This window comes from Clostridium tyrobutyricum (assembly GCF_019144085.1).
Classification (GTDB): Bacteria; Bacillota; Clostridia; order Clostridiales; family Clostridiaceae; genus Clostridium_B; species Clostridium_B tyrobutyricum_A.
In genome coordinates this window covers 1-19,837 of sequence record NZ_JAHHUY010000011.1, presented here as the reverse complement: position 1 = coordinate 19,837, position 19,837 = coordinate 1, and the positions used below count along the sequence as shown (strand labels likewise).

The 19,837-nt window shown below is 29.3% G+C and carries 18 protein-coding genes and 1 riboswitch; of the genes, 16 read left to right on the top strand and 2 right to left on the bottom strand.

Annotation, left to right across the window (positions count from 1 at the left end; translation table 11 throughout):
- Positions 1 to 19: 19 nt before the first annotated feature.
- The 4 genes from KM800_RS06705 to KM800_RS06690 all read left to right on the top strand — a co-directional run bounded on the left by KM800_RS06705 (position 20) and on the right by KM800_RS06690 (position 2,911).
- A complete protein-coding gene (locus tag KM800_RS06705; RefSeq protein WP_217812406.1) occupies positions 20 to 862 on the top strand; it encodes a fumarate hydratase in 843 nt (280 codons plus the stop codon).
- Between the two features lie 22 nt (positions 863 to 884).
- A complete protein-coding gene (locus tag KM800_RS06700; RefSeq protein ID WP_217812405.1) occupies positions 885 to 1,448 on the top strand; it encodes a Fe-S-containing hydro-lyase in 564 nt (187 codons plus the stop codon).
- A 149-nt stretch (positions 1,449 to 1,597) separates the two neighbouring features.
- Positions 1,598 to 2,203: a citrate lyase holo-[acyl-carrier protein] synthase gene (gene citX / locus KM800_RS06695; protein WP_217812404.1), complete on the top strand. Its 606-nt coding sequence runs from the start codon at positions 1,598 to 1,600 to the stop codon at positions 2,201 to 2,203.
- A gap of 27 nt (positions 2,204 to 2,230) precedes the next feature.
- Entirely contained in the window at positions 2,231 to 2,911 is a 681-nt protein-coding gene (locus KM800_RS06690; protein WP_217812403.1) for a tetratricopeptide repeat protein, read from the top strand.
- A gap of 16 nt (positions 2,912 to 2,927) precedes the next feature.
- Here KM800_RS06690 and KM800_RS06685 read toward each other — a convergent pair whose 3' ends face one another.
- On the bottom strand, positions 2,928 to 4,940 hold the full coding sequence (locus KM800_RS06685) for a sigma 54-interacting transcriptional regulator (protein WP_217812402.1): 2,013 nt from the start codon (positions 4,938 to 4,940) through the stop codon (positions 2,928 to 2,930).
- 379 nt (positions 4,941 to 5,319) lie between these two features.
- On the opposite strand from KM800_RS06685, the gene ptsP reads away from it, so the two are divergent.
- From ptsP to KM800_RS06665, 4 genes are all read left to right on the top strand, one after another.
- Complete coding sequence (ptsP, locus tag KM800_RS06680) at positions 5,320 to 6,933, top strand: phosphoenolpyruvate--protein phosphotransferase (protein ID WP_217812401.1); 1,614 nt, start codon at positions 5,320 to 5,322, stop codon at positions 6,931 to 6,933.
- Positions 6,934 to 7,073: 140 nt separating this feature from the next.
- Positions 7,074 to 8,288 carry a tetratricopeptide repeat protein gene (locus KM800_RS06675; RefSeq protein ID WP_217812400.1) on the top strand — a complete coding sequence of 405 codons (1,215 nt, stop codon included), beginning with the start codon at positions 7,074 to 7,076 and terminating at the stop codon, positions 8,286 to 8,288.
- A gap of 87 nt (positions 8,289 to 8,375) precedes the next feature.
- A complete protein-coding gene (gene trxA, locus KM800_RS06670) occupies positions 8,376 to 8,693 on the top strand; it encodes a thioredoxin (protein ID WP_217812399.1) in 318 nt (105 codons plus the stop codon).
- A 107-nt stretch (positions 8,694 to 8,800) separates the two neighbouring features.
- Entirely contained in the window at positions 8,801 to 9,667 is an 867-nt protein-coding gene (locus KM800_RS06665) for an NAD(P)/FAD-dependent oxidoreductase (protein ID WP_217812398.1), read from the top strand.
- A 74-nt stretch (positions 9,668 to 9,741) separates the two neighbouring features.
- Here KM800_RS06665 and KM800_RS06660 read toward each other — a convergent pair whose 3' ends face one another.
- Positions 9,742 to 10,266, bottom strand: coding sequence for a cell wall hydrolase (locus KM800_RS06660; protein WP_217812397.1), 525 nt, complete (start codon positions 10,264 to 10,266; stop codon positions 9,742 to 9,744).
- 1 nt (position 10,267) lies between these two features.
- Positions 10,268 to 10,403, bottom strand: a riboswitch (cyclic di-AMP (ydaO/yuaA leader).
- 152 nt (positions 10,404 to 10,555) lie between these two features.
- Between KM800_RS06660 and cdaA the strand changes: the two genes are divergently transcribed.
- The 8 genes from cdaA to KM800_RS06620 all read left to right on the top strand — a co-directional run bounded on the left by cdaA (position 10,556) and on the right by KM800_RS06620 (position 19,819).
- Positions 10,556 to 11,407, top strand: a complete 852-nt coding sequence (cdaA, locus tag KM800_RS06655; protein ID WP_217812396.1) for a diadenylate cyclase CdaA — start codon at positions 10,556 to 10,558, stop codon at positions 11,405 to 11,407.
- On the top strand, positions 11,374 to 12,654 hold the full coding sequence (locus KM800_RS06650; protein WP_217812395.1) for a YbbR-like domain-containing protein: 1,281 nt from the start codon (positions 11,374 to 11,376) through the stop codon (positions 12,652 to 12,654). Before cdaA ends, KM800_RS06650 begins: the two co-directional genes overlap by 34 nt.
- Complete coding sequence (locus KM800_RS06645; protein WP_217812394.1) at positions 12,635 to 14,233, top strand: NAD(P)/FAD-dependent oxidoreductase; 1,599 nt, start codon at positions 12,635 to 12,637, stop codon at positions 14,231 to 14,233. Before KM800_RS06650 ends, KM800_RS06645 begins: the two co-directional genes overlap by 20 nt.
- Before the next feature lie 91 nt (positions 14,234 to 14,324).
- Positions 14,325 to 15,689, top strand: a complete 1,365-nt coding sequence (gene glmM, locus KM800_RS06640) for a phosphoglucosamine mutase (RefSeq protein WP_217812393.1) — start codon at positions 14,325 to 14,327, stop codon at positions 15,687 to 15,689.
- A 161-nt stretch (positions 15,690 to 15,850) separates the two neighbouring features.
- Entirely contained in the window at positions 15,851 to 16,423 is a 573-nt protein-coding gene (locus tag KM800_RS06635; RefSeq protein ID WP_039657807.1) for a sigma-70 family RNA polymerase sigma factor, read from the top strand.
- Entirely contained in the window at positions 16,416 to 17,798 is a 1,383-nt protein-coding gene (locus KM800_RS06630; protein ID WP_217812392.1) for a DUF4179 domain-containing protein, read from the top strand. The genes KM800_RS06635 and KM800_RS06630 overlap by 8 nt, the downstream gene beginning before the upstream one ends.
- Positions 17,799 to 17,905: 107 nt before the next feature.
- Positions 17,906 to 19,561, top strand: a complete 1,656-nt coding sequence (hcp, locus tag KM800_RS06625; protein WP_217812391.1) for a hydroxylamine reductase — start codon at positions 17,906 to 17,908, stop codon at positions 19,559 to 19,561.
- A 99-nt stretch (positions 19,562 to 19,660) separates the two neighbouring features.
- On the top strand, positions 19,661 to 19,819 hold the full coding sequence (locus KM800_RS06620; RefSeq protein ID WP_303396671.1) for a MerR family DNA-binding transcriptional regulator: 159 nt from the start codon (positions 19,661 to 19,663) through the stop codon (positions 19,817 to 19,819).
- Positions 19,820 to 19,837 lie beyond the last annotated feature (18 nt).

Sequence of the window (19,837 nt, the reverse complement as noted above, 5' to 3'; positions counted from 1 at the left end):
CAAAGGAGAATATTTCATAATGAGAGATATAGATGTTAAAGATATAACAAAAGCAGTAAAAAAATTATGCATTGAATCTAATTATTATCTTTCAAAAGATGTAAAAGATAAAATAATTGAATCAGAAATGTCAGAGGATTGGCCAATTGCTAAGAATATACTTAATAAAATATTAGATAATGCAAATATAGCTAAGAATGAAAATGTTCCTATATGTCAGGATACTGGAATGGCATGTATTTTTATAGAAATTGGACAAGAAGTTCATATTGTAGGTGGAAGTATAGAGAAAGCAATAAATGAGGGAGTAAAGCAGGGATATGAAGAAGGATATCTTAGAAAATCAGTAGTTAAAGACCCTATTAGGAGAATAAATACAGGTGATAATACTCCAGCTATAATAAATTATAATATAATTCCAGGAGATAAGTTAACCATAATGGCTGCACCTAAAGGTTTTGGTTCAGAAAACATGAGTCAAATAAAGATGTTAAAACCATCTGATGGAATAGATGGAGTTAAAAAATTTGTAATTGAAGTAGTAAAAGATGCTGGCCCTAATCCCTGTCCACCGATAGTTGTTGGTATAGGTATAGGAGGTAACTTTGATAAAGTTGCAAGTCTTGCTAAAAGAGCACTTATAAGACCCTTAAATCAAAGAAACAGTGATGAATTTTATTCAAACTTAGAGATAGAACTCTTAGAAAAGGTAAATTCTTTAGGAATAGGACCTCAAGGTTTTGGTGGCCGTACTACTGCTTTGGCAGTGAATATTGAAACATATCCGACTCATATAGCAGGACTCCCAGTAGCAGTAAATATAAATTGTCATGTTACGAGACACAAAAAAATTGAACTTTAAATATTACAAGGAGATTGTTCATATGAATAAAAAATTAGAAACTCCACTTACAAAACAAAAAGTAGCGGAGTTGAATGCAGGAGATAGTGTACTTATTTCAGGAATAATATATACTGCAAGAGATGCAGCACACAAAAGATTAATAGATTTATTAGATAGGAAACAGAGTCTTCCCATAAATATAACAGATGAGATAATATATTATGTAGGTCCAACTCCAGCAAAGCCGGGAAGTCCAATTGGATCAGCAGGTCCTACTACTAGTTATAGAATGGATAGTTTTGCACCAAGGCTTTTGGACTTAGGATTAAGAGGTATGATTGGAAAAGGAATAAGATCTTCTGAGGTTATAGAATCTATGAAGAAAAATAAAGCGGTTTATTTTGGAGCGATAGGTGGAGCTGGTGCATTAATCAGTAAATCCATAGTAAGCTCAGAAGTTGTAGCTTATGAGGACTTAGGATCTGAGGCAATAAGAAAATTGAAGGTTAAGGACTTTCCCGCTATTGTGGTTATTGATTCAAAGGGAAATAATTTGTATGAGCTTGGAAGAAAAAAGTATTTCCAGAATATTTATAAAGAATAATATTATTGCAGGAATTTAAAGTAAAAAGTATAATAATGAATATGTATGTTAATAATAAATAATATTAATTCATAGTCTAAATTATGGAAGGGAGAATATTTTGAAGATATTAATTGTTTAATTCTTCTAGTTAAAATATGGATATAAGTATGATAGATAATGATGAAAGTAAACAGGAATTAATAAGGGATATATATATCAAATGTATATCTAAAAATTACAATGGCTTAGAATCTATGCTCTCAGAAAATTATACTCAAGATGATATGATGAAGGCTAGGCAGGATAGAATACATAAACAGGAATGGCTTATAAAGGATTATTTTGCATCACTTATTTCTGCAAGAGTAAGTTATCCAGGATCGCATAAAAATGATTGTATAGCCTTTGAAATAATGAAAGAATTAGGTCCTGTACTAGTGGATAAGTTTAAAAATAAAATTATGTATAAAAATTTAAGAGTAACGGCAGAAGGGCCCATATTGACCATTATTGTAAATGAAGATGTAAATTATATAAAAAGGGAAACAGTAAGAATAGAAGAAGGTAGCAGTATTGGAAAATGTATGTATATAGATGTTTATGATACTGATGGAAATATAGTTACTAGAAGAGATATAGGATTAAAGTCTAAAAATTGCTATATATGTAATGAAGATGCTGATATATGTGCAAGAACTGAAAAACATACTTCTAGGGACATAAGGAATAATATTATTGCCAGATTAGAGGAATATCTTAAAAATAGCAAATGATTTAATTTCATATAGGAGATAATGTAAATGAGATTTAAAGGTAGATTTTCTTTAAAAACTAAGTCGATAATATTTTACATATTAAGTATTATTGTAATAATAATAGCTGTAAATAAGATAATTTATAATAGAAAGTATAATTACAATAATATGAATGATCAAATTGTAAAAGAGAATAGTACTACTAAATCTAATTTGAAATATTATGAGAATGAAAAAAGTAAAAAATTAAATCAAAAATATAAAGAAGCAGAAGAAATGTTTAGAAATAAGCAATATTCGAATTGTATAAAAAAAGCTGATGAGATTATTATTGAAGATAAAAACTTTTATAAGGCTTATAATATAAAAGGAATAGCATTGAGCTATAGTGGAAATTTTGAAAAAGGAATGGAAAATATAGATAAGTCTATTGAATTAAATTCAAATTATGGATATGCCAAATTCAATAAGGCACTTACTTATGAGTTATATGGAAAATATGATCAGGCTTTATTATGGTATGATAAAGATCTTACCATAGAGAAATATGTATGGAGTTATTATGGAAAAGCCAGTATTTATGGTAGACGTGGGGATGTAACAAATACGGTTAAGTATTTGAAAATTGCATTGGACATGTCACCCGAAATAAAAGATACTGCCAAAAATGAAAAAGATTTTGATCCTGTTAAAAATTCCAAGGAATTTCAACAGCTGTTCAACTAAAATTTTGACACCCAAATTACTGGGTGTCACTTACATTTATTCCATATTTTTTACATTTTAAAGAAATTGTACGGTGAGTTAAACCTAAAATTTTACCTGTTTTATTATAACTTTTATACTTTTCCATTGCTTTTGTTATAATTTCCTTTTCATATTCCTGTATTGTAGCTAAATTTCCATCTTTTAAATTTATAAGGCTCTCCTGTTCTGAATTTTCACTTTTTATATAGAAAGGAAGATCTTTAGATTTTATAATATTTCCATCACACATATTCATAGCTCTTTCTACTATATTTTCTAATTCTCTTATATTTCCAGGCCATCGATATTCTTGAAGATAGGTTAAAAGATTTTTACCAATTCCCTGAATATTTTTATTTAATCTCTTATTTAGTTTTTTTATAAAATGTTCAACTAATAAATTTATATCTTCTTTTCTATTTCTCAATGGGGGAAGCAGTATATTTATTACATTCAATCTATAGTATAGATCCTCTCTAAATTTATTGGTCTTTAACATTTCCTCCAGATCTTTATTTGTAGCAGCTATTATTCTTACATCAACTTTATGTGTGGTAAGCCCTCCTACGCTTTCAAATTCCCTTTCTTGAAGTACCCTTAAAAGTTTTACTTGCATTGATACAGGCATATCACCTATTTCATCTAAAAATATAGTACCTTTATTGGCTAATGTGAATTTTCCAGGTTTGTTTTTTAAAGCACCGGTGAAAGCACCTTTTTCATATCCAAATAATTCACTTTCAAATAAATTTTCTGGTATAGCAGCACAATTTATTCTTACAAAGGGTTCATTCTTTCTATTACTATTAGTGTGAATTGCTTTTGCAATAAGTTCTTTTCCGGTTCCACTTTCTCCTCTAATTAATACTGTAGAGGTAGATTTAGATGCCTTTTCTGCAATTATAAGACATTCTCTAAGAGAACTGCTATATCCTATTATTGAATCAAAAGATCCACTTATTTTATTATGTCTATTTAGTTCTTCTTTATAAAAATTTAATTTCTCTTCTGATTCTCTTAATTTATTTAAGAGATCTTTTAGTTCATCAGCGGTTCTTGATATAGAGATTACTCCTTTGAACTTTCCATCTGCAAATATAGGAGCTACAGTAGAAACTATAGTTTTATTATCTTTATGATAAACTATATCTTTAATTGTATTTTTTGAATTGAATACTTTTATTCTGATTCCGTTTGGTGAAATATCTAGCAAGTCTTTTCCTACTATGTCCTCACTTTTTACTTTATAATGTTTTTCATAAGCTGGATTTATATAGCTTATAATTCGTCTGTCATCTACAAAACAAATTAATTCATGAGAGGCTTCCAATATTTTTTTAAATCGTTCATTTAACTCTTTTATACCTACAAGATCAGATATGTCTTGAAATACACCGAGTGCCCCTATAACTGTATTGTTTGAAAATATAGGTGACCTGTTTGAAATTACAAGGTTATTATTTATGTACTGAGTTTCTCCTACTTTTCTCTTCATAATTTTTAATACATTAGTTAAATCAGAAGTTGGAATTATGTCTTTTATAAATCGTCCTATAACCTCACTTAGAGATTTATTAGCTATTTTTAGAGCATAATCATTCATAGTAGTAATACGCCCATTTTTATCTATTACTACAATACCAACCGGTATGTTTTCAACTATTTGTTCGTAAGCTATAGTATTTTCTTCTATTATGTCATCTATCTTTGATATATCCAAATTATTTTTTACAAGATCCTTAGTTATAAAATCACATAATTTTTTAACTGCCATTTTTCCATTAGGTGTATCTTCGGAACAAGATACTTCAATTGCTTCATTTTCCCTTATTTTTAGTGAAACTAGGGCCAACATGCTTACTGCCAAAGGTTCTTTTGCTGATAGAGTTTTTATATATAAATTTATTCCATATTTATTCTTTAATTGTACTGCTCTGTGAACAACTGTTGCTGCAATTCTTGTATGAATTCCATTTGGAATTGGAACTTTAATAATATTTTTATACACATAGTCACCTCCATGCTAAAATGTATCAATTGCAATATAATAGTTGATAAAAAATATCAACTATTATATTACACTAAGAAAGATATAAAATCCAGCGTTTCAAATTCTATAGTACACATATATATAAATAGTTGCAAATATAGTTGATATTTTTTATCAGGAAAGTTTTGTAAAAAAATAGTATCAAAAACTTTATTTTTTCTATTTTATTAGACAAATAGAGATATTGACTAGGTATAAAAATTACATTAATGAAGAAATTAATAGTATCTTTATTTGGCATGAAAATTGCTTTGATAAGTAAGTAAGACTGTATTACATAAATATTAAATTCTAAATAGAGTATATAAGACTTTTTAACATACAAGGAGGAAAATAAATGAAAAAGGGTATTGCAGCTTCAAAAGGTTATGCTATAGGTAAAGTATTTTTAAAAGAAGATAAAGAGATAAAGATAACAGATAAAAAGGTGGAAAATGTACAAGAAGAGAAGGCTAGATTAAAAAAAGCACTTGATGCTTCAGAAAGTCAGTTAAAAAAGATAAAAGAAAAGGCACAAAAAGAAGTCGGAGCAGATAAGGCAGCAGTATTTGATAGCCATATTATGCTTTTAGGTGATCCAGAATTTGCAGGGGCAGTAGAAAATGAAATTGAAAATAATAGTATAAATGCAGAAAAAGCACTTTCCGATGTAGTAAAAACATATGCAGCTACTTTTGCAGCTATGGAAGATGAGTATTTAAGAGAAAGAGGAGCAGATATAAAAGATGTAGGACATAGAATACTTGCTAATTTAACTGGAAATATTTCAAGTCTTGACGATGTAGACAAAAATACGGTAATAGTAGCTCATGATCTAACACCATCTGATACTGCTCAACTAGATAAAAACAAGGTAATAGCTTTTCTTACTAATATAGGAGGTAGAACTTCACATAGTGCCATTATGTCAAGAACCTTGGAAATACCCGCAGTTGTTGGTATGAAGGATATAACATCTTGTGTTAAAAATGGAGATACAATAATTGTAGATGGAATTGAAGGAATAGCTATAGTAAATCCAGATGAAAAGACTATAGCAGAATATGAAAAGAAAAAACAAGAATATGAAGAGGAAAAAGAACAACTTAAGAAATTAATTGATGTAGAGACAGTGACTAAAGATGGAAAACGTGTTTTAGTTGCAGGAAATATAGGAAAATCTCAAGATGTAGATCAAGTTATAGCGAATGGTGGAGATGCAATAGGTTTATTTAGAACTGAATTTTTATATATGGATAGAGATGATATGCCTAGTGAAGAGGAGCAATTTGAATCTTATAAAACAGTTCTTCAAAAGATGGAAGGTAAACCAGTAGTTATAAGAACTCTTGATATAGGTGGAGATAAGAAATTATCTTATTTACCTCTTCCAGAAGAGATGAATCCATTTTTGGGATATAGAGCTATAAGACTTTGTCTTGATAGACCGGATATATTTAAGGTTCAATTGAGAGCATTACTTAGAGCTTCAATTTATGGTAATTTAAAAATAATGTTTCCTATGATATCTTCCCTTGAAGAATTTTTGCAAGCTAAAGATGTAATTAGTGAATGCAAAAAGGAACTTAAAAAAGAAGGCAAAGAATATAGTGATGATATAGAAACAGGAATAATGGTTGAGATACCAGCAGCTGCTGTAAACTCAGAAGAATTAGCTAAACATGTTGATTTCTTTAGTATAGGAACTAATGATTTGATTCAATATACTTTAGCTGCAGACAGAATGAATGAAAAGGTGTCTTATTTATATAATCCACTTCATCCAGCTGTATTAAGTCTTATAAAGTTAACTATAGCATCTGCCCATAAAGCTGGAAAATGGTGCGGAATGTGTGGAGAAATGGCTGGAGATGAAAAGGCTATTCCTATTTTAGTAAAGTATGGTCTTGATGAATTTTCTATGAGTGCATCTTCAATGTTAAAGGCAAAACAACTTATAATGCAAAAATAATTAATTTTATTTATAAATGGTCTAAATTAAATTTTAATTTAGACCATTTATTTTTATACTATTGAAAAAGTTTAGATTTATTGATAATCTATAAATTAGTATATTAATTAAATACTAGTTGTTATAAGGAGTATTTTTATATGGATAAATCTCAGAGGATATATGTTAAGGCCTTAAAAAAATATAATCACGGCTATATAGATAAGGCTTTGGAGTTATGTGAAGAAAGCATATCCTTAAATATAAATAATGCAGCATCAATTAATCTTAAGGGCCTTATTATGTATTTAAAAGGTGATATTAATGCATGTCAAAAATTATGGAAAATGAACTCTGAAATTAATAAAGACAGAGTTTCAGAGAAATATTTGGAAAGTTCAAGTAGGGACTTAGAAAGATTAAAGTTTTATAGAGAGTCAATAATATTAATTAAAAACATGAAGATAAATAAAGCAATTGATTTATTAACTAAATGTAGTGAAAGTGATTTTAACATAATCAATATAAATAATCATCTGGCTATTTGTCACATAAAAAAGGGGAATTATAGTAAGACTATTAATTATTTAGACAAGGTTTTGGAAATTGATATAAATAATAAGATGGCCCAAAATAGTATCAGCACTATAAATAATATAAATGTTACTAAAGGAAAATTTAATACAAAAAAGATAGTATGCATTTTTCTAATGATTGTATTTATAATCTCAATATCGTCATTAAGCTATTTCAAGTTAAAAAATAAAAATATCAATACATCCAATATAAAGATAAGTAAATTTGAAACTAATAATAAAAATAAGCAAGATTTGAAGAATAATACTTATAAAAATCAAGATATAGATTTTAAGTATGATACCTTAAAAAATTATATCGATAATGAAAATTATAATGCCATATACGATATAGTAGAAAAGTTTAAAGATGCAAAATTATCTACAAATGATAAGGTGCTTTTATCTAAAGCTCAAGAACTGCTGGTTTCAAAGGGAGTTGAATATTTTTATAAAACAGGTTGTGATTACTTGAACAATAAAAATTATAAAGATGCAGAAGTGTATTTTTTAAGAGCATCTAAGTATGGTCCAAATACATATGTTTATCCTGATGTAATTTATATGCTTGCAAATACTTTTGAGTCGTCGGGCAATATAGAGGAAGCTATAAAATATTACAAACAATACGATAATAGCTATTCAGATGGAGATTATGAGGAAACAGTACTTTACAAGCTTTCACTTATCTATAATGATTTAGATAAGCAAAAATCAAAGACATATGCTCAAGAGCTAATAGATAAATATCCATCTTCTATATATAATAATTCTGTAATAAATTCTATAGTAAACAATTGAAACTTGCACAAAATATTGACTAGGTAGATAATAGAGTATAAAATGTAATTAATAGGATACCCTAACTGGGTATAAGGAGGCTAAAAAATGATAGAAGAAATAAAAGATGAAAACTTTTCTCAATCAGTTAGTGAATCAGGAGCACCTATAGTTGTAGACTTTTGGGCTTCATGGTGTGGCCCATGTAAGATGCTATCTCCTATAATGGATGAAGTTTCTCAGGAACTAGGTGAAAAAGCTAAATTTTTCAAAGTTAATGTAGATGAAAATCCAAGTACGGCATCTCAATTTAAAGTATCAAGCATTCCTACTGTAATAGTATTTAAGGATGGAAATGTAGTAGATAAATTTGTAGGTTTTAAACCTAAAGATGCTGTAAAGCAAGTATTACAAAAACACATATAATTATATAAATGTTGGATATAAATGTTGGATATAATTGAATTGTATAAAGTGGCAAATTAGTATAAAAGTTAATTTGTCACTTTACTATAGTAACTGGGGTGATATAAATGAATAATGAAAGATATGATATAGCCATAGTGGGAAGTGGTCCCGCAGGATTATCTGCTGCAATTAATGCAAAAATAAGAAATAAGAGTATAATTCTATTTGGAATAAAAGAGCTAAGCAATAAAGTTATGAAGGCTCCGATAGTTAATAACTATTTGGGATTTTACAACATAACTGGAAAAGAATTTAAAGAAAAATTTAAAAAACACTTAGAATTCATGGACATATCAGTAACTGATGAAAAAATAAACACTATTTATGCTATGGGTGATTATTTTGCATTAGACGTAAATGGGAAAATGTATGAGGCTAAAACAGTAATATTGGCAACGGGTATTGAATACACTAAACCTTTAAAAGGAGAAGAGGAGTTATTGGGAAAAGGTGTAGGCTATTGTGCTACATGTGATGCTCCACTTTATAAAGGAAAAATTGTAACTATTATAGGATATAATAAAGAAGCTGAAGCTGATGCAAATTATGTAAGTGAACTTGCAGAGAAAACCTACTACATACCTGTATATAAAGGTGAATTGGATTTAAAAGATAATATAGAGATTATTGAGGACAGAGTTATAGAAATACAAGGCAATGAAAAAGTTGAAAAGGTTATATTAAAGAATGGATCTATTGATACGGATGGAGTATTTGTACTAAAAGATAGTGTGTCACCAAGTCAGCTTGTGCCTGGACTTGAAATGGAAAATAATCATATAAAAGTTGATTTGAATATGGCAACTAGTATAAAAGGATGTTTTGCAGCAGGAGATTGTACAGGCAGACCTTATCAGTATATTAAATCAGCTGGACAGGGACAGGTGGCTGCACTAAACGCAGTTTCTTACTTAGATTCAAATAAAAATTAAGTACTAATAAATTGTAAAAAACAACTGTTTCAAAATAAGATAATAAAATTTATTTCGTAACAGTTGTTTTTGTTTTAATCTGCTATAAAGAATACGTGATTTCCTATAGTTCTTATATTTCGCTTATTTATATCTTTCATCCAAGTTGAAGTAGCAATTTTAGGGTTATAGAAGAATACTGCCTTATTTGTTGGATCTTGCCCCTTTAATGCTTGAGATACTGCCTTATAATTGCTTTGGCTAGGTACTACATTTATATTTCCATTTCTAACACATGAAAAGGCACCACTCTGTTTAACAACGCCTTCTACAGTTTTCGGAAATCTTGGATATGTTAGTCTGTTTAATATGACGGATGCCACAGCAACTTGCCCTTCAAAAGGTTCACCATTACTTTCTGCATATACTACTTTTGCCATAAGATTTACATCATTTTGTGTTATATATAATCTTTGATTTGAATAGTTGAATACTTGAACTATTTCCTCATTTCCATTAAAAAGACTAGTATCTTTATTGCTTATATCTTTGGCTGACACATTTCCTAATGGAATTGAAATTAGCAATAGTAAACTTACAAAACAAAAAAATTTTCTCAAATTATCCTCTCCTTGTTACCTACGGGGTTAGCTGACGGGTTCGGTAAAGGCATAACCTACGTAAAATAACGATTCACCCCAATAGTCTTTTTTTGGGTTCCCCGCGTTTTTTTGTTAAACTTAGGCTAATGATATTGTGTCCATTTTATAAAAAAAAATACAAATTTTAATATAATTTATTAAAAATTTAGAAATACTTAGCCGCCATGATATAAACAATATTAAATAGTGTATAATTATAAACAGGTGTACTCATTTAGAATATTAATTATAAAAGGAGGTGGAATAAATGGAATTATTGCAAATGGTTGTTAATTCGGTGAGATATATAAATGTCTCCTCTGTAATGGATATACTTGTTGTATCTTATATATTATATAAGGGCTATATGCTTATGAAAGAAACGAGAGCAGAGCAGCTCTTGAAAGGAATAATACTTTTAATATTTTTAATACCTATAAGTAGTTTTTTTAATTTAACTATGCTTAACTGGATACTTACCAAGACTTTAACTATAGGAGTTCTTTCAATTGTCATCATATTTCAGCCAGAAATTAGAAGTGCACTTGAGCATTTGGGAAGGACTACATTTATAGATAAACATATTATGCAAGATGAAAAGGCTATAAAAAAGCTTATAGATGAAATTGTAAATGCAGTAGAAAATTTATCTAAAAGCAAGACCGGAGCACTTATAGTAATAGAACAAGTTACAGGACTTGAAGATATAATAAAAACAGGTACCAAATTGGATGCTGTGGTATCTTCTGCACTTTTAGAAAATATATTTGTAGTAAATACACCACTTCATGATGGAGCTACCATAATAAGAAATGACAGGATAGTGTCTGCAGGTTGTTTTCTACCACTTACACATAATAATAGTTTAAATAGAAAACTTGGAACAAGACATAGAGCGGCAATTGGCATGTCAGAGAATTCAGATGCTCTCGTTATAATTGTATCTGAAGAAACTGGAACCATATCACTTGCTGTACATGGAAGAATTACAAGAGAATATACGAAAGAAAGATTGAAAAATCTGTTGATTCGTATAATGAAAAATAGATCGGAGAAGAGAAATGGTTTTAGGGAGAAGGTGAATAAATGGAAACAAAAATTTCACAAAACCAAATCCTAATAAGAGTATGTTGTGTTATTGCATCATTTGTATTGTGGCTTTACATATTTAATGTAGAAAATCCTGTTAGACAGAGAAAAATTGTAGTACCTGTGAAAATAGTAAACAAAGATGTACTTGCCCAATCAAATTTTGTAAAAATAGATGATAAAAACTCTTCAGTAGCTTTAGAAATAAAGGGAAATGCATCAGATGTATTTTCGGTTAAAGCTGATGACTTTAAGATAGAATGTGACTTGAAATCTTATGTAATGAAAAAGGGAGATAATAACATACCTGTAAAAGTTGTAAAAAGTCCAAATGATGTCAGTATAGTAAATAACCAGAATCTATGGATAAGTATAAAATTAGATAGACTTGTAAAAAGAACGCTTCCTATAAGACTTTTAATAAATGGTGAGACTAAAAATGGGTTGTTTGTATCAAATGCTGCTATGCAGATAAAACAGGCAGAAGTTTCAGGTGCTTCTAATTATGTATATGATGTAGACAGAATAACGGCAAGATATGATATAAAGAATATTTCTAAAGATACAACTGTAAATGTAGTCTTGCAAGCGGAGGATTCAAATGGTAATGTAATAAAAAATGTTAATATAAGTCCTAAAACTGTTAAAGTAAATATCCCAGTAAAAAATACAAAAAACGTACCTATAAGTATTAAAACTACTGGAAAGCCATTAGGACAGACTAATATTGAATCCATGTTGGCATCTCCTGATAAAGTAGATATATCAGGAGATGCAGGTATTATATCGGATATAAGTAGTTTGGATACTGAGCCTATTGATTTAAGCAATATTTCAAGCAATAGGACCATAAATGCAAAATTGGTTATACCGGACAAAGTCAAACTAGTTAATAGCAATGGATATGTAAATGTCAATATTAATATTAATGATTCTAAAAGTACTAGTGATGATAAGACGGCTAATCAACGAAATTCTGAGAAAACTTTTAATTCTCAAATAAAAGCGAACAATTTAAATGAGAATTATACAGCAGATATTGAAAATAACAATGCTACTATTATAGTATATGGCAATAGTGAGATTATAAATAATTTAACTAAGGATGATATAAATTGTTTTGTGGATTTAAAATCTGCAGTTGAAGGTCAAAAAGATGCTGAATTGAATGTGAATCTGCCAAAAGGAGTTACTTTAGTATCCAAAACCCCACAGACTGTTAAAGTTACTGTTAGAAAAAAAGTATCGGAGGATGAAAATGTCAATCAGAATAAATAATTTAACTTTACATTTAGATGAAGATAAAGATGATTTAAGGAAAAAAGCTGCTAAAAAATTAAGGTTAAAAGAGGATGATCTGAAAAACTTTAAGATTTTAAGAGAATCAATAGATGCGCGTAGAAAGAATAAGATAAAATTTAATTACATTGTAGAAGTTAATTTAAAAAATGAAGAAAAAATAGTATCTAAAATTAATGATAGAGATGTAATACTAAAAAAAGAAAATACTGTTAAACCCATTGAATTTGGAACTCAACATATGAGTAATAGACCTGTAATAGTTGGAATGGGACCAGCAGGGATGTTTGCAGGTCTTATTTTATCTAAATATGGTTATAAACCTATTATATTGGAAAGAGGAGAAAAGGTAGAGGATAGAACTAATACTGTAGAATTATTTCATAAAACCGGGAATTTGAATACTGAATCAAATATACAATTTGGGGAAGGTGGAGCAGGTACATTTTCAGATGGAAAGCTTACTACCAGAATAAAGGATGAGAGATGTAAAGTTGTTCTTGAAACATTTGTGGAATGTGGAGCGCCTAAAGAAATATTATATAGTGGGAAACCTCATGTAGGTACTGACATACTAAAGAAGGTAGTAAAAAACATACGAAATAAAATAGAGGATCAAGGCGGAAAAATATTATTTAATACTAGATTTAAAGATATAAATATAAAAGATAAAAAAATTAAATCTATTAAAGCAGGAGATGATATAATACCTTGTGATGACTTAGTTTTAGCTATGGGTCATAGTTCGAGGGATACATATGAAATGTTGTTTGAAAGTGGTATATTTATGGAACAAAAGCCATTTGCAATTGGGGTGCGCGTAGAACATCTTCAACATATGATAGATATAAATCAATACGGGAAATATGCAGAGCATCCTAATTTAAAAGCTTCTGATTATAGACTTACATCAAGAAGTAAAGATGGAAGAGGTGTATATAGTTTCTGTATGTGTCCTGGCGGGAAAGTAGTAGCTGCATCTTCAGAGAATGGTAGATTGGCTATAAATGGAATGAGTAACTATAAAAGAGATGCCAAAAATGCAAATTCTGCTGTAGTAGTAACAGTAGGAAAAGATGATTTTGGAAGTGATTTACCTTTAAGTGGTATAGAATTCCAAAGACATTATGAAGAACTTGCTTATAAACTTGGAGGAGGCAATTATATGGCTCCAGTACAGTTGATCAGGGATTTTTTAGATGATAAGGTATCTACCGAACTTGGAGATGTTGAACCTAGTTATAGACCTGGATATGAATTCAGAGATTTAAGAAAATGTCTTCCAAAGGCAGTTTCAGATGCACTGAAAGATGGATTTATAAATTTTGAAAGAAAGATACAAAACTTTTCAAACGGTAATGGAGTTATAACAGGTATAGAAACTAGAACCTCAGCTCCCGTTAGAATATCAAGAAATGAAAATCTGGAAAGTATATCTGCAGAGGGAGTTTATCCATGTGGTGAAGGGGCTGGTTTTGCAGGAGGAATAATATCTGCTGCAGTGGATGGCATAAAGATAGCTGAAAAAATAATTTGTAAATACAGACCATTTAAATAAATAAGATTGTACAAATTTTTTTAGTATAATATAATATAACATGTGTATTTTGTTTTAATAATAACATTTTTAATAAGAGAGGTATTATTTTATGCATAGAATGTTTGGAACTGATGGCGTAAGAGGAATAGCAAATAAAGAATTGACTTGTGAATTAGCATATAAACTTGGTAAAGCAGGTGCTTGTGTACTTACAGAAGGTACTAAAAGTCCAAAAATACTCGTAGGAATGGATACAAGAATATCTGGAGATATGCTTGAAAATGCACTTGTTTCAGGTATACTTTCTGTAGGTGCAAAAGCCATATGTGTTGGAGTGATACCAACTCCTGCTATTGCATATCTCACTAGAAAGTACAAAGCAGATGCTGGAGTTGTAATATCAGCATCACATAATCCAGTAGAATATAATGGAATTAAATTTTTCAATAGACAAGGTTATAAACTTCCAGACCAGTTAGAAGATAAGATACAGGCAGCTATTGAAAGTGAATTTTCAGGAATAGAAATGCCTATAGGTGGTGAGATAGGAAGAAAGACAATAAAATCTCATAAAGCATTAACTGATTATATAGAATTTGCTAAATCTACTATAGATATAGATTTAACAGGTCTTAAGGTAGCACTTGATTGTGCAAATGGGGCATCTTCTGTAACATCAGTCAAGGCTTTTAAAGAATTAGGAGCAAATGTTTATGTTATAAATAATGATCCAGATGGAGTAAATATAAATAAGAATTGTGGATCTACACATTGTAAAGAACTCATGGAGTATGTTGTAAATAAAAAATGTGACATTGGTTTTGCTTTTGATGGAGATGCAGACAGGTGTCTTGCTGTAGATGAAAGAGGCAACCTTATAAGTGGAGATTTTATAATTGCTGTAATTGGCAAGTATTTAAGGGATAAGGGAAAACTGAATAAAGATTCTGTAGTAGTTACAGTTATGAGTAATCTTGGATTGGATATAGCATTAAATAAAGAGGAAATAAAAACTGTAAAGACCAAAGTTGGAGACAGATATGTACTTGAAGAGATGAAAAAGAGCGGTTATGTATTAGGAGGAGAGCAGTCAGGCCATATAATAATGCTTGACTATAATACAACTGGAGATGGATTGATTACAGCTATACAAACTGCAGCTATAGTAAAACAAAGAGGTAAAACTCTGTCTCAACTTGCATCTTTTGTAAAGGAACTTCCTCAAGTACTGGTAAATGCTAAAGTTCCAAATGATAGAAAGAATATATATACTGAAGATGAAGAAATAATGATGGAAATTAAGAAGATGGAAGAAAAATTGGATGGATGCGGAAGAGTCCTTATAAGGCCATCTGGTACAGAACCTCTTGTCAGGGTAATGCTTGAAGGTAAGATTCAATCTGAAATAGATAGTATGGCAAATGATCTCGCTATATTAATTGAAGAAAAAGCAAATGAAAAGGCTAATTGTTAATTGTAATATTTTTAAATAATAAGGCATAAATGCTATTTTGGTATTTATGCCTTATTATTTTTTATAAAAATTTATAAAATATTGATAGAAATAGTGTTTAGTTTTTGTATTAATATATGAAGAGCTCTTTAAAATAAAAAACATATGCAAGGAGGAAAAGATTGGGCATAAATGAAAACAACTTTTTAAATAAATTAAAGCATAGAAATCCCAAGGCCCTAGAATATATATTTAATATGTATGCAGATACAGTATATAGAGTGGTATATAGGGTATTTGGTTCTTTAGAGTACTCCAGCTATATAGATGAATGTATCAATGATAGTTTTATGTGTGTTTGGAACAATATAGATAACTTTGATAATGAAAAGGGAAATTTTAAAAATTGGCTTATGACTATAGCTAAATATAAAGCTATAAATTATAAGAAAAAGATAATTAAATCAAAAAATATAGATTGTATAGAAGATTATGTATTTTCTTCTAAAGAACAGGTTGAAGATATTTTAGTGTCTAAAGAAAATAAGAATGAAGTTATAAAGGCAATAGGTCAATTAAAAAAACTAGATAGAGAAATATTCATAAGAAGATATTTAATACAGGAAGATATAATTGATATTGCAGAATCAATGGGAGTTAATAGAAGTGTAATAGACAATAGACTTACAAGAGGAAGAAAAATATTAAAAGAGAAACTTGCTTTTTTGAAAAAAGGAGGTTGTATAAATGAATAAAGATGATTTTAGTGAAAAAGATATACTTAATTTATTGAACTATGTAGAAAGTAATGGTAATTATAAAGATGAAATGGATATAAGACTAGATGATTTTAGAAAGAGACAATTGAGAAAAAAATTAATGAAAAATATAGTTGACAAAAATTCAAAGAAAAAATATAAAATAGCGGCAGTAGCTTGTATAATATTAATTTCTATTTGTTTTACTGTACCTACTTTTGCAAAGAACATTCCAGTAATAAATTCTATTATTCAAAATCTTAAGGACAAAGAAGGAATTGATGGTGACTATAAAAAATATTCTAAACAGCTGGAAAACAGTGCAACTGACAATGGGATAACTTTAAAAGTAAAAGAAATCATATGTGATGATAATACTTTAGAAGTAGCTTATACTTTAACTAGCAAAGATGATATCAGAGATTTGGTAGATATGTCTAGAAGAAAAAAAAATGCAATGCCATTGTTTCTAGGTACTTATTTAAAAATAAATGGTCAATTTAGTCCTGCAAGTGGTTCAGGAGGTACGGGAAAGTATTTAGATAAACATACGTATCTTTCTTATGATGATATAAATATATCTGATAAAAATTTGAGCAATACTTTTAATATAAATCTAGATGTAAAAGAAATATATGGAGTTAAGGGAAGTTGGAAGCTGGATTTTAATGTGTCGCGAGAAGATATATCCAGAAAAACTGCTGTATTTGAACCAAATACTTTTGCAAAACTTCCAGAAGAAGATATAAATATAAGAAAAGTAAGTATAAGTCCCATTGGTACTTATATATTAGGAGATGGAAAGTTTACAAAAAAGGAATCTAACTCCGATTTACCTGTTTATTGGTTTATATTTGATGATAAGGGGAAACAAATAATAGAATATAGTATGATGCAAAAAAGTGATGATGGAAATGTATTTCAGTTTAATAGAAATTTAGCTAGATTAAATTACATTCCCAGGTACTTAACAGTTATACCTTATCAATTAGAAATATCTAAAATTCATGGTGGCAATTTAAAACCTATAGATGGAAAATACCCTATTGAGATTATTCAAAGTAAAGTAGGAAAGCTTGTAATTAAAGAGATTGTAAGTGAGGGTAATAAAACGATTGTAAAATATACTGCCGAAGGTTTAGTACCGTATAGTCAGGCTAGGGAGTTGTATATAAAAGATGATAAAAAAAATGTAATTACCCCTAAAGCAGAGATTAATGAGGTCAAGAGAAGCAACAGTAATTCTGTAGACTATACTCTGGAGTTTCCCATGCTTGATAAAAACAAAATGTATTTTATAGGAAGTACAAGTTTTTTTGATAATATAAATATAAGGAATGATTTGAAATTTAGAATAGATTTGAAGAAGTAAATATTAATTGATTTTAAGCTTAACTTGAATAAAATTCATAACATGAAGAATACTACATTGAGATATATGTAGTATTTTTTATTTTACAAATGAAAGGGTGAACCCATATGGAAAATTCTATGTTTTGCTTCCAATGTGAACAGACTATAGGAGGTAAAGGCTGTACTAAAGCAGGAAATTGTGGTAAAAGTTCAGAAGTAGCTGCACTGCAAGATTTACTTATATATGAACTTAAAGGGATAGGATTTTATGGACAGAGATTGATTGAAAAAGGAAAAAAGATAAGCAATGAAATTGACAAATTTATGATTGATGCTGCATTTTCAACTCTTACCAATGTAAACTTTGATCCGGAAAGATTTGTTCAATATTTAAAGAAAGCACAAGATATTAAGGATGACTTAAAAAAACAAGCTGGATGGCTTATTGGAAAAGTACCTGATATAGTAAAATATCAACTTCCTGATACCAAGGAGCAAATGCTTGAGGACTCAAAAAGGGCAGGAATAATGTATGATCAAACTGTGGATGCTGATATACGTTCTCTAAGGGAAACACTTGTATATGGTATGAAAGGTATGGGAGCATATGCTCATCATGCATATGTACTTGGATATCAGGATGGTAATGTAAATAAGTTTTTTTATAAAGGATTTTCCTCAGTAATTGACGATAAACTTACAGCAGAAGATTTGTTTAATTTAAATATGGAGTTCGGTCAGGTAAATTTGAAGTGTATTGAACTTTTGGATAAAGCCAATACAGAATCTTTTGGAAATCCAGTACCTACAGAGGTGTCTATAACAAAGAAAAAAGGACCCTTTATAATTGTCTCCGGTCATGATTTGAAAGATTTAAAGGATTTACTTGAACAGACCAAGGATAAAGGAATAAATATATATACACATGGAGAAATGCTTCCAGCACATGGTTATCCTGAATTAAAGAAATATCCTAATCTTGTGGGAAATTTTGGTGGAGCATGGCAGGATCAGCAAAAGGAGTTTGATGGAGTTCCAGGATGTATACTTATGACTACGAATTGTCTCCAAAAACCTAGAGATTCATACAAGGATAGAATTTTTACTACAAGTGTTGTAGGCTGGCCTGATATTTCTCATATAAAAGAAGTAAATGGGAAAAAAGATTTCAGCTTAATAATAAGTAAGTCCCTTGAACTTGGAGGGTTTACAGAAGATGAACTTGAAAAGAAAATAACGGTAGGTTTTGGTCATAATGCAGTTTTAAGTAATGCCGATAAAATTGTAGAAGCTGTGAAAAGCGGATCTATAAAGCATTTCTTTCTAATTGGTGGATGTGATGGTGCTAGACCTGGCAGAAATTATTTTAGTGAAATAGCACAAAAGACACCAAATGATACAATAATATTAACTCTTGCTTGTGGCAAATATAGATTTAATAAATTGGATTTAGGTAAGATTGGAGATTTTCCAAGGGTTTTAGATGTGGGTCAATGTAATGATACATACGGAGCCATAAAAATTGCATTAGCTCTTGCAGATGCATTTAATTGTGGAGTAAATGATTTACCTTTATCTATAATTTTATCATGGTATGAGCAAAAAGCAGTAAGTGTACTACTCACGCTTTTATCTCTTGGCATAAAGGATATTAGACTTGGACCAACACTTCCGGCTTTTATAACACCGGATATTCTACAAATATTAATAGATAAATTTAAAATCAAGCCAGTATCAACTCCTGATGAAGATTTACAAGTTATATTAGGATTAAAATGCTAGTTTAGAAGTATAGCATTAATATAGGTGGTTAAATACTATATTAATGCTTTCTTTTTTGATAAAATAGTAATATATTTAAATGTATAAAGGAATGATCTAATGAAAGATAGAATATCTATAACAGATTTGGCCAGGCTTAGAAATGTAACTACAGAGACTTTAAGATATTATGATAGAATAGGACTGTTCAAGCCAATATATGTTGATCCCAATACAAAATATAGATACTATTCTATATTGCAATATGAAAAATTTTGAGAATCTTTCAAATATCAT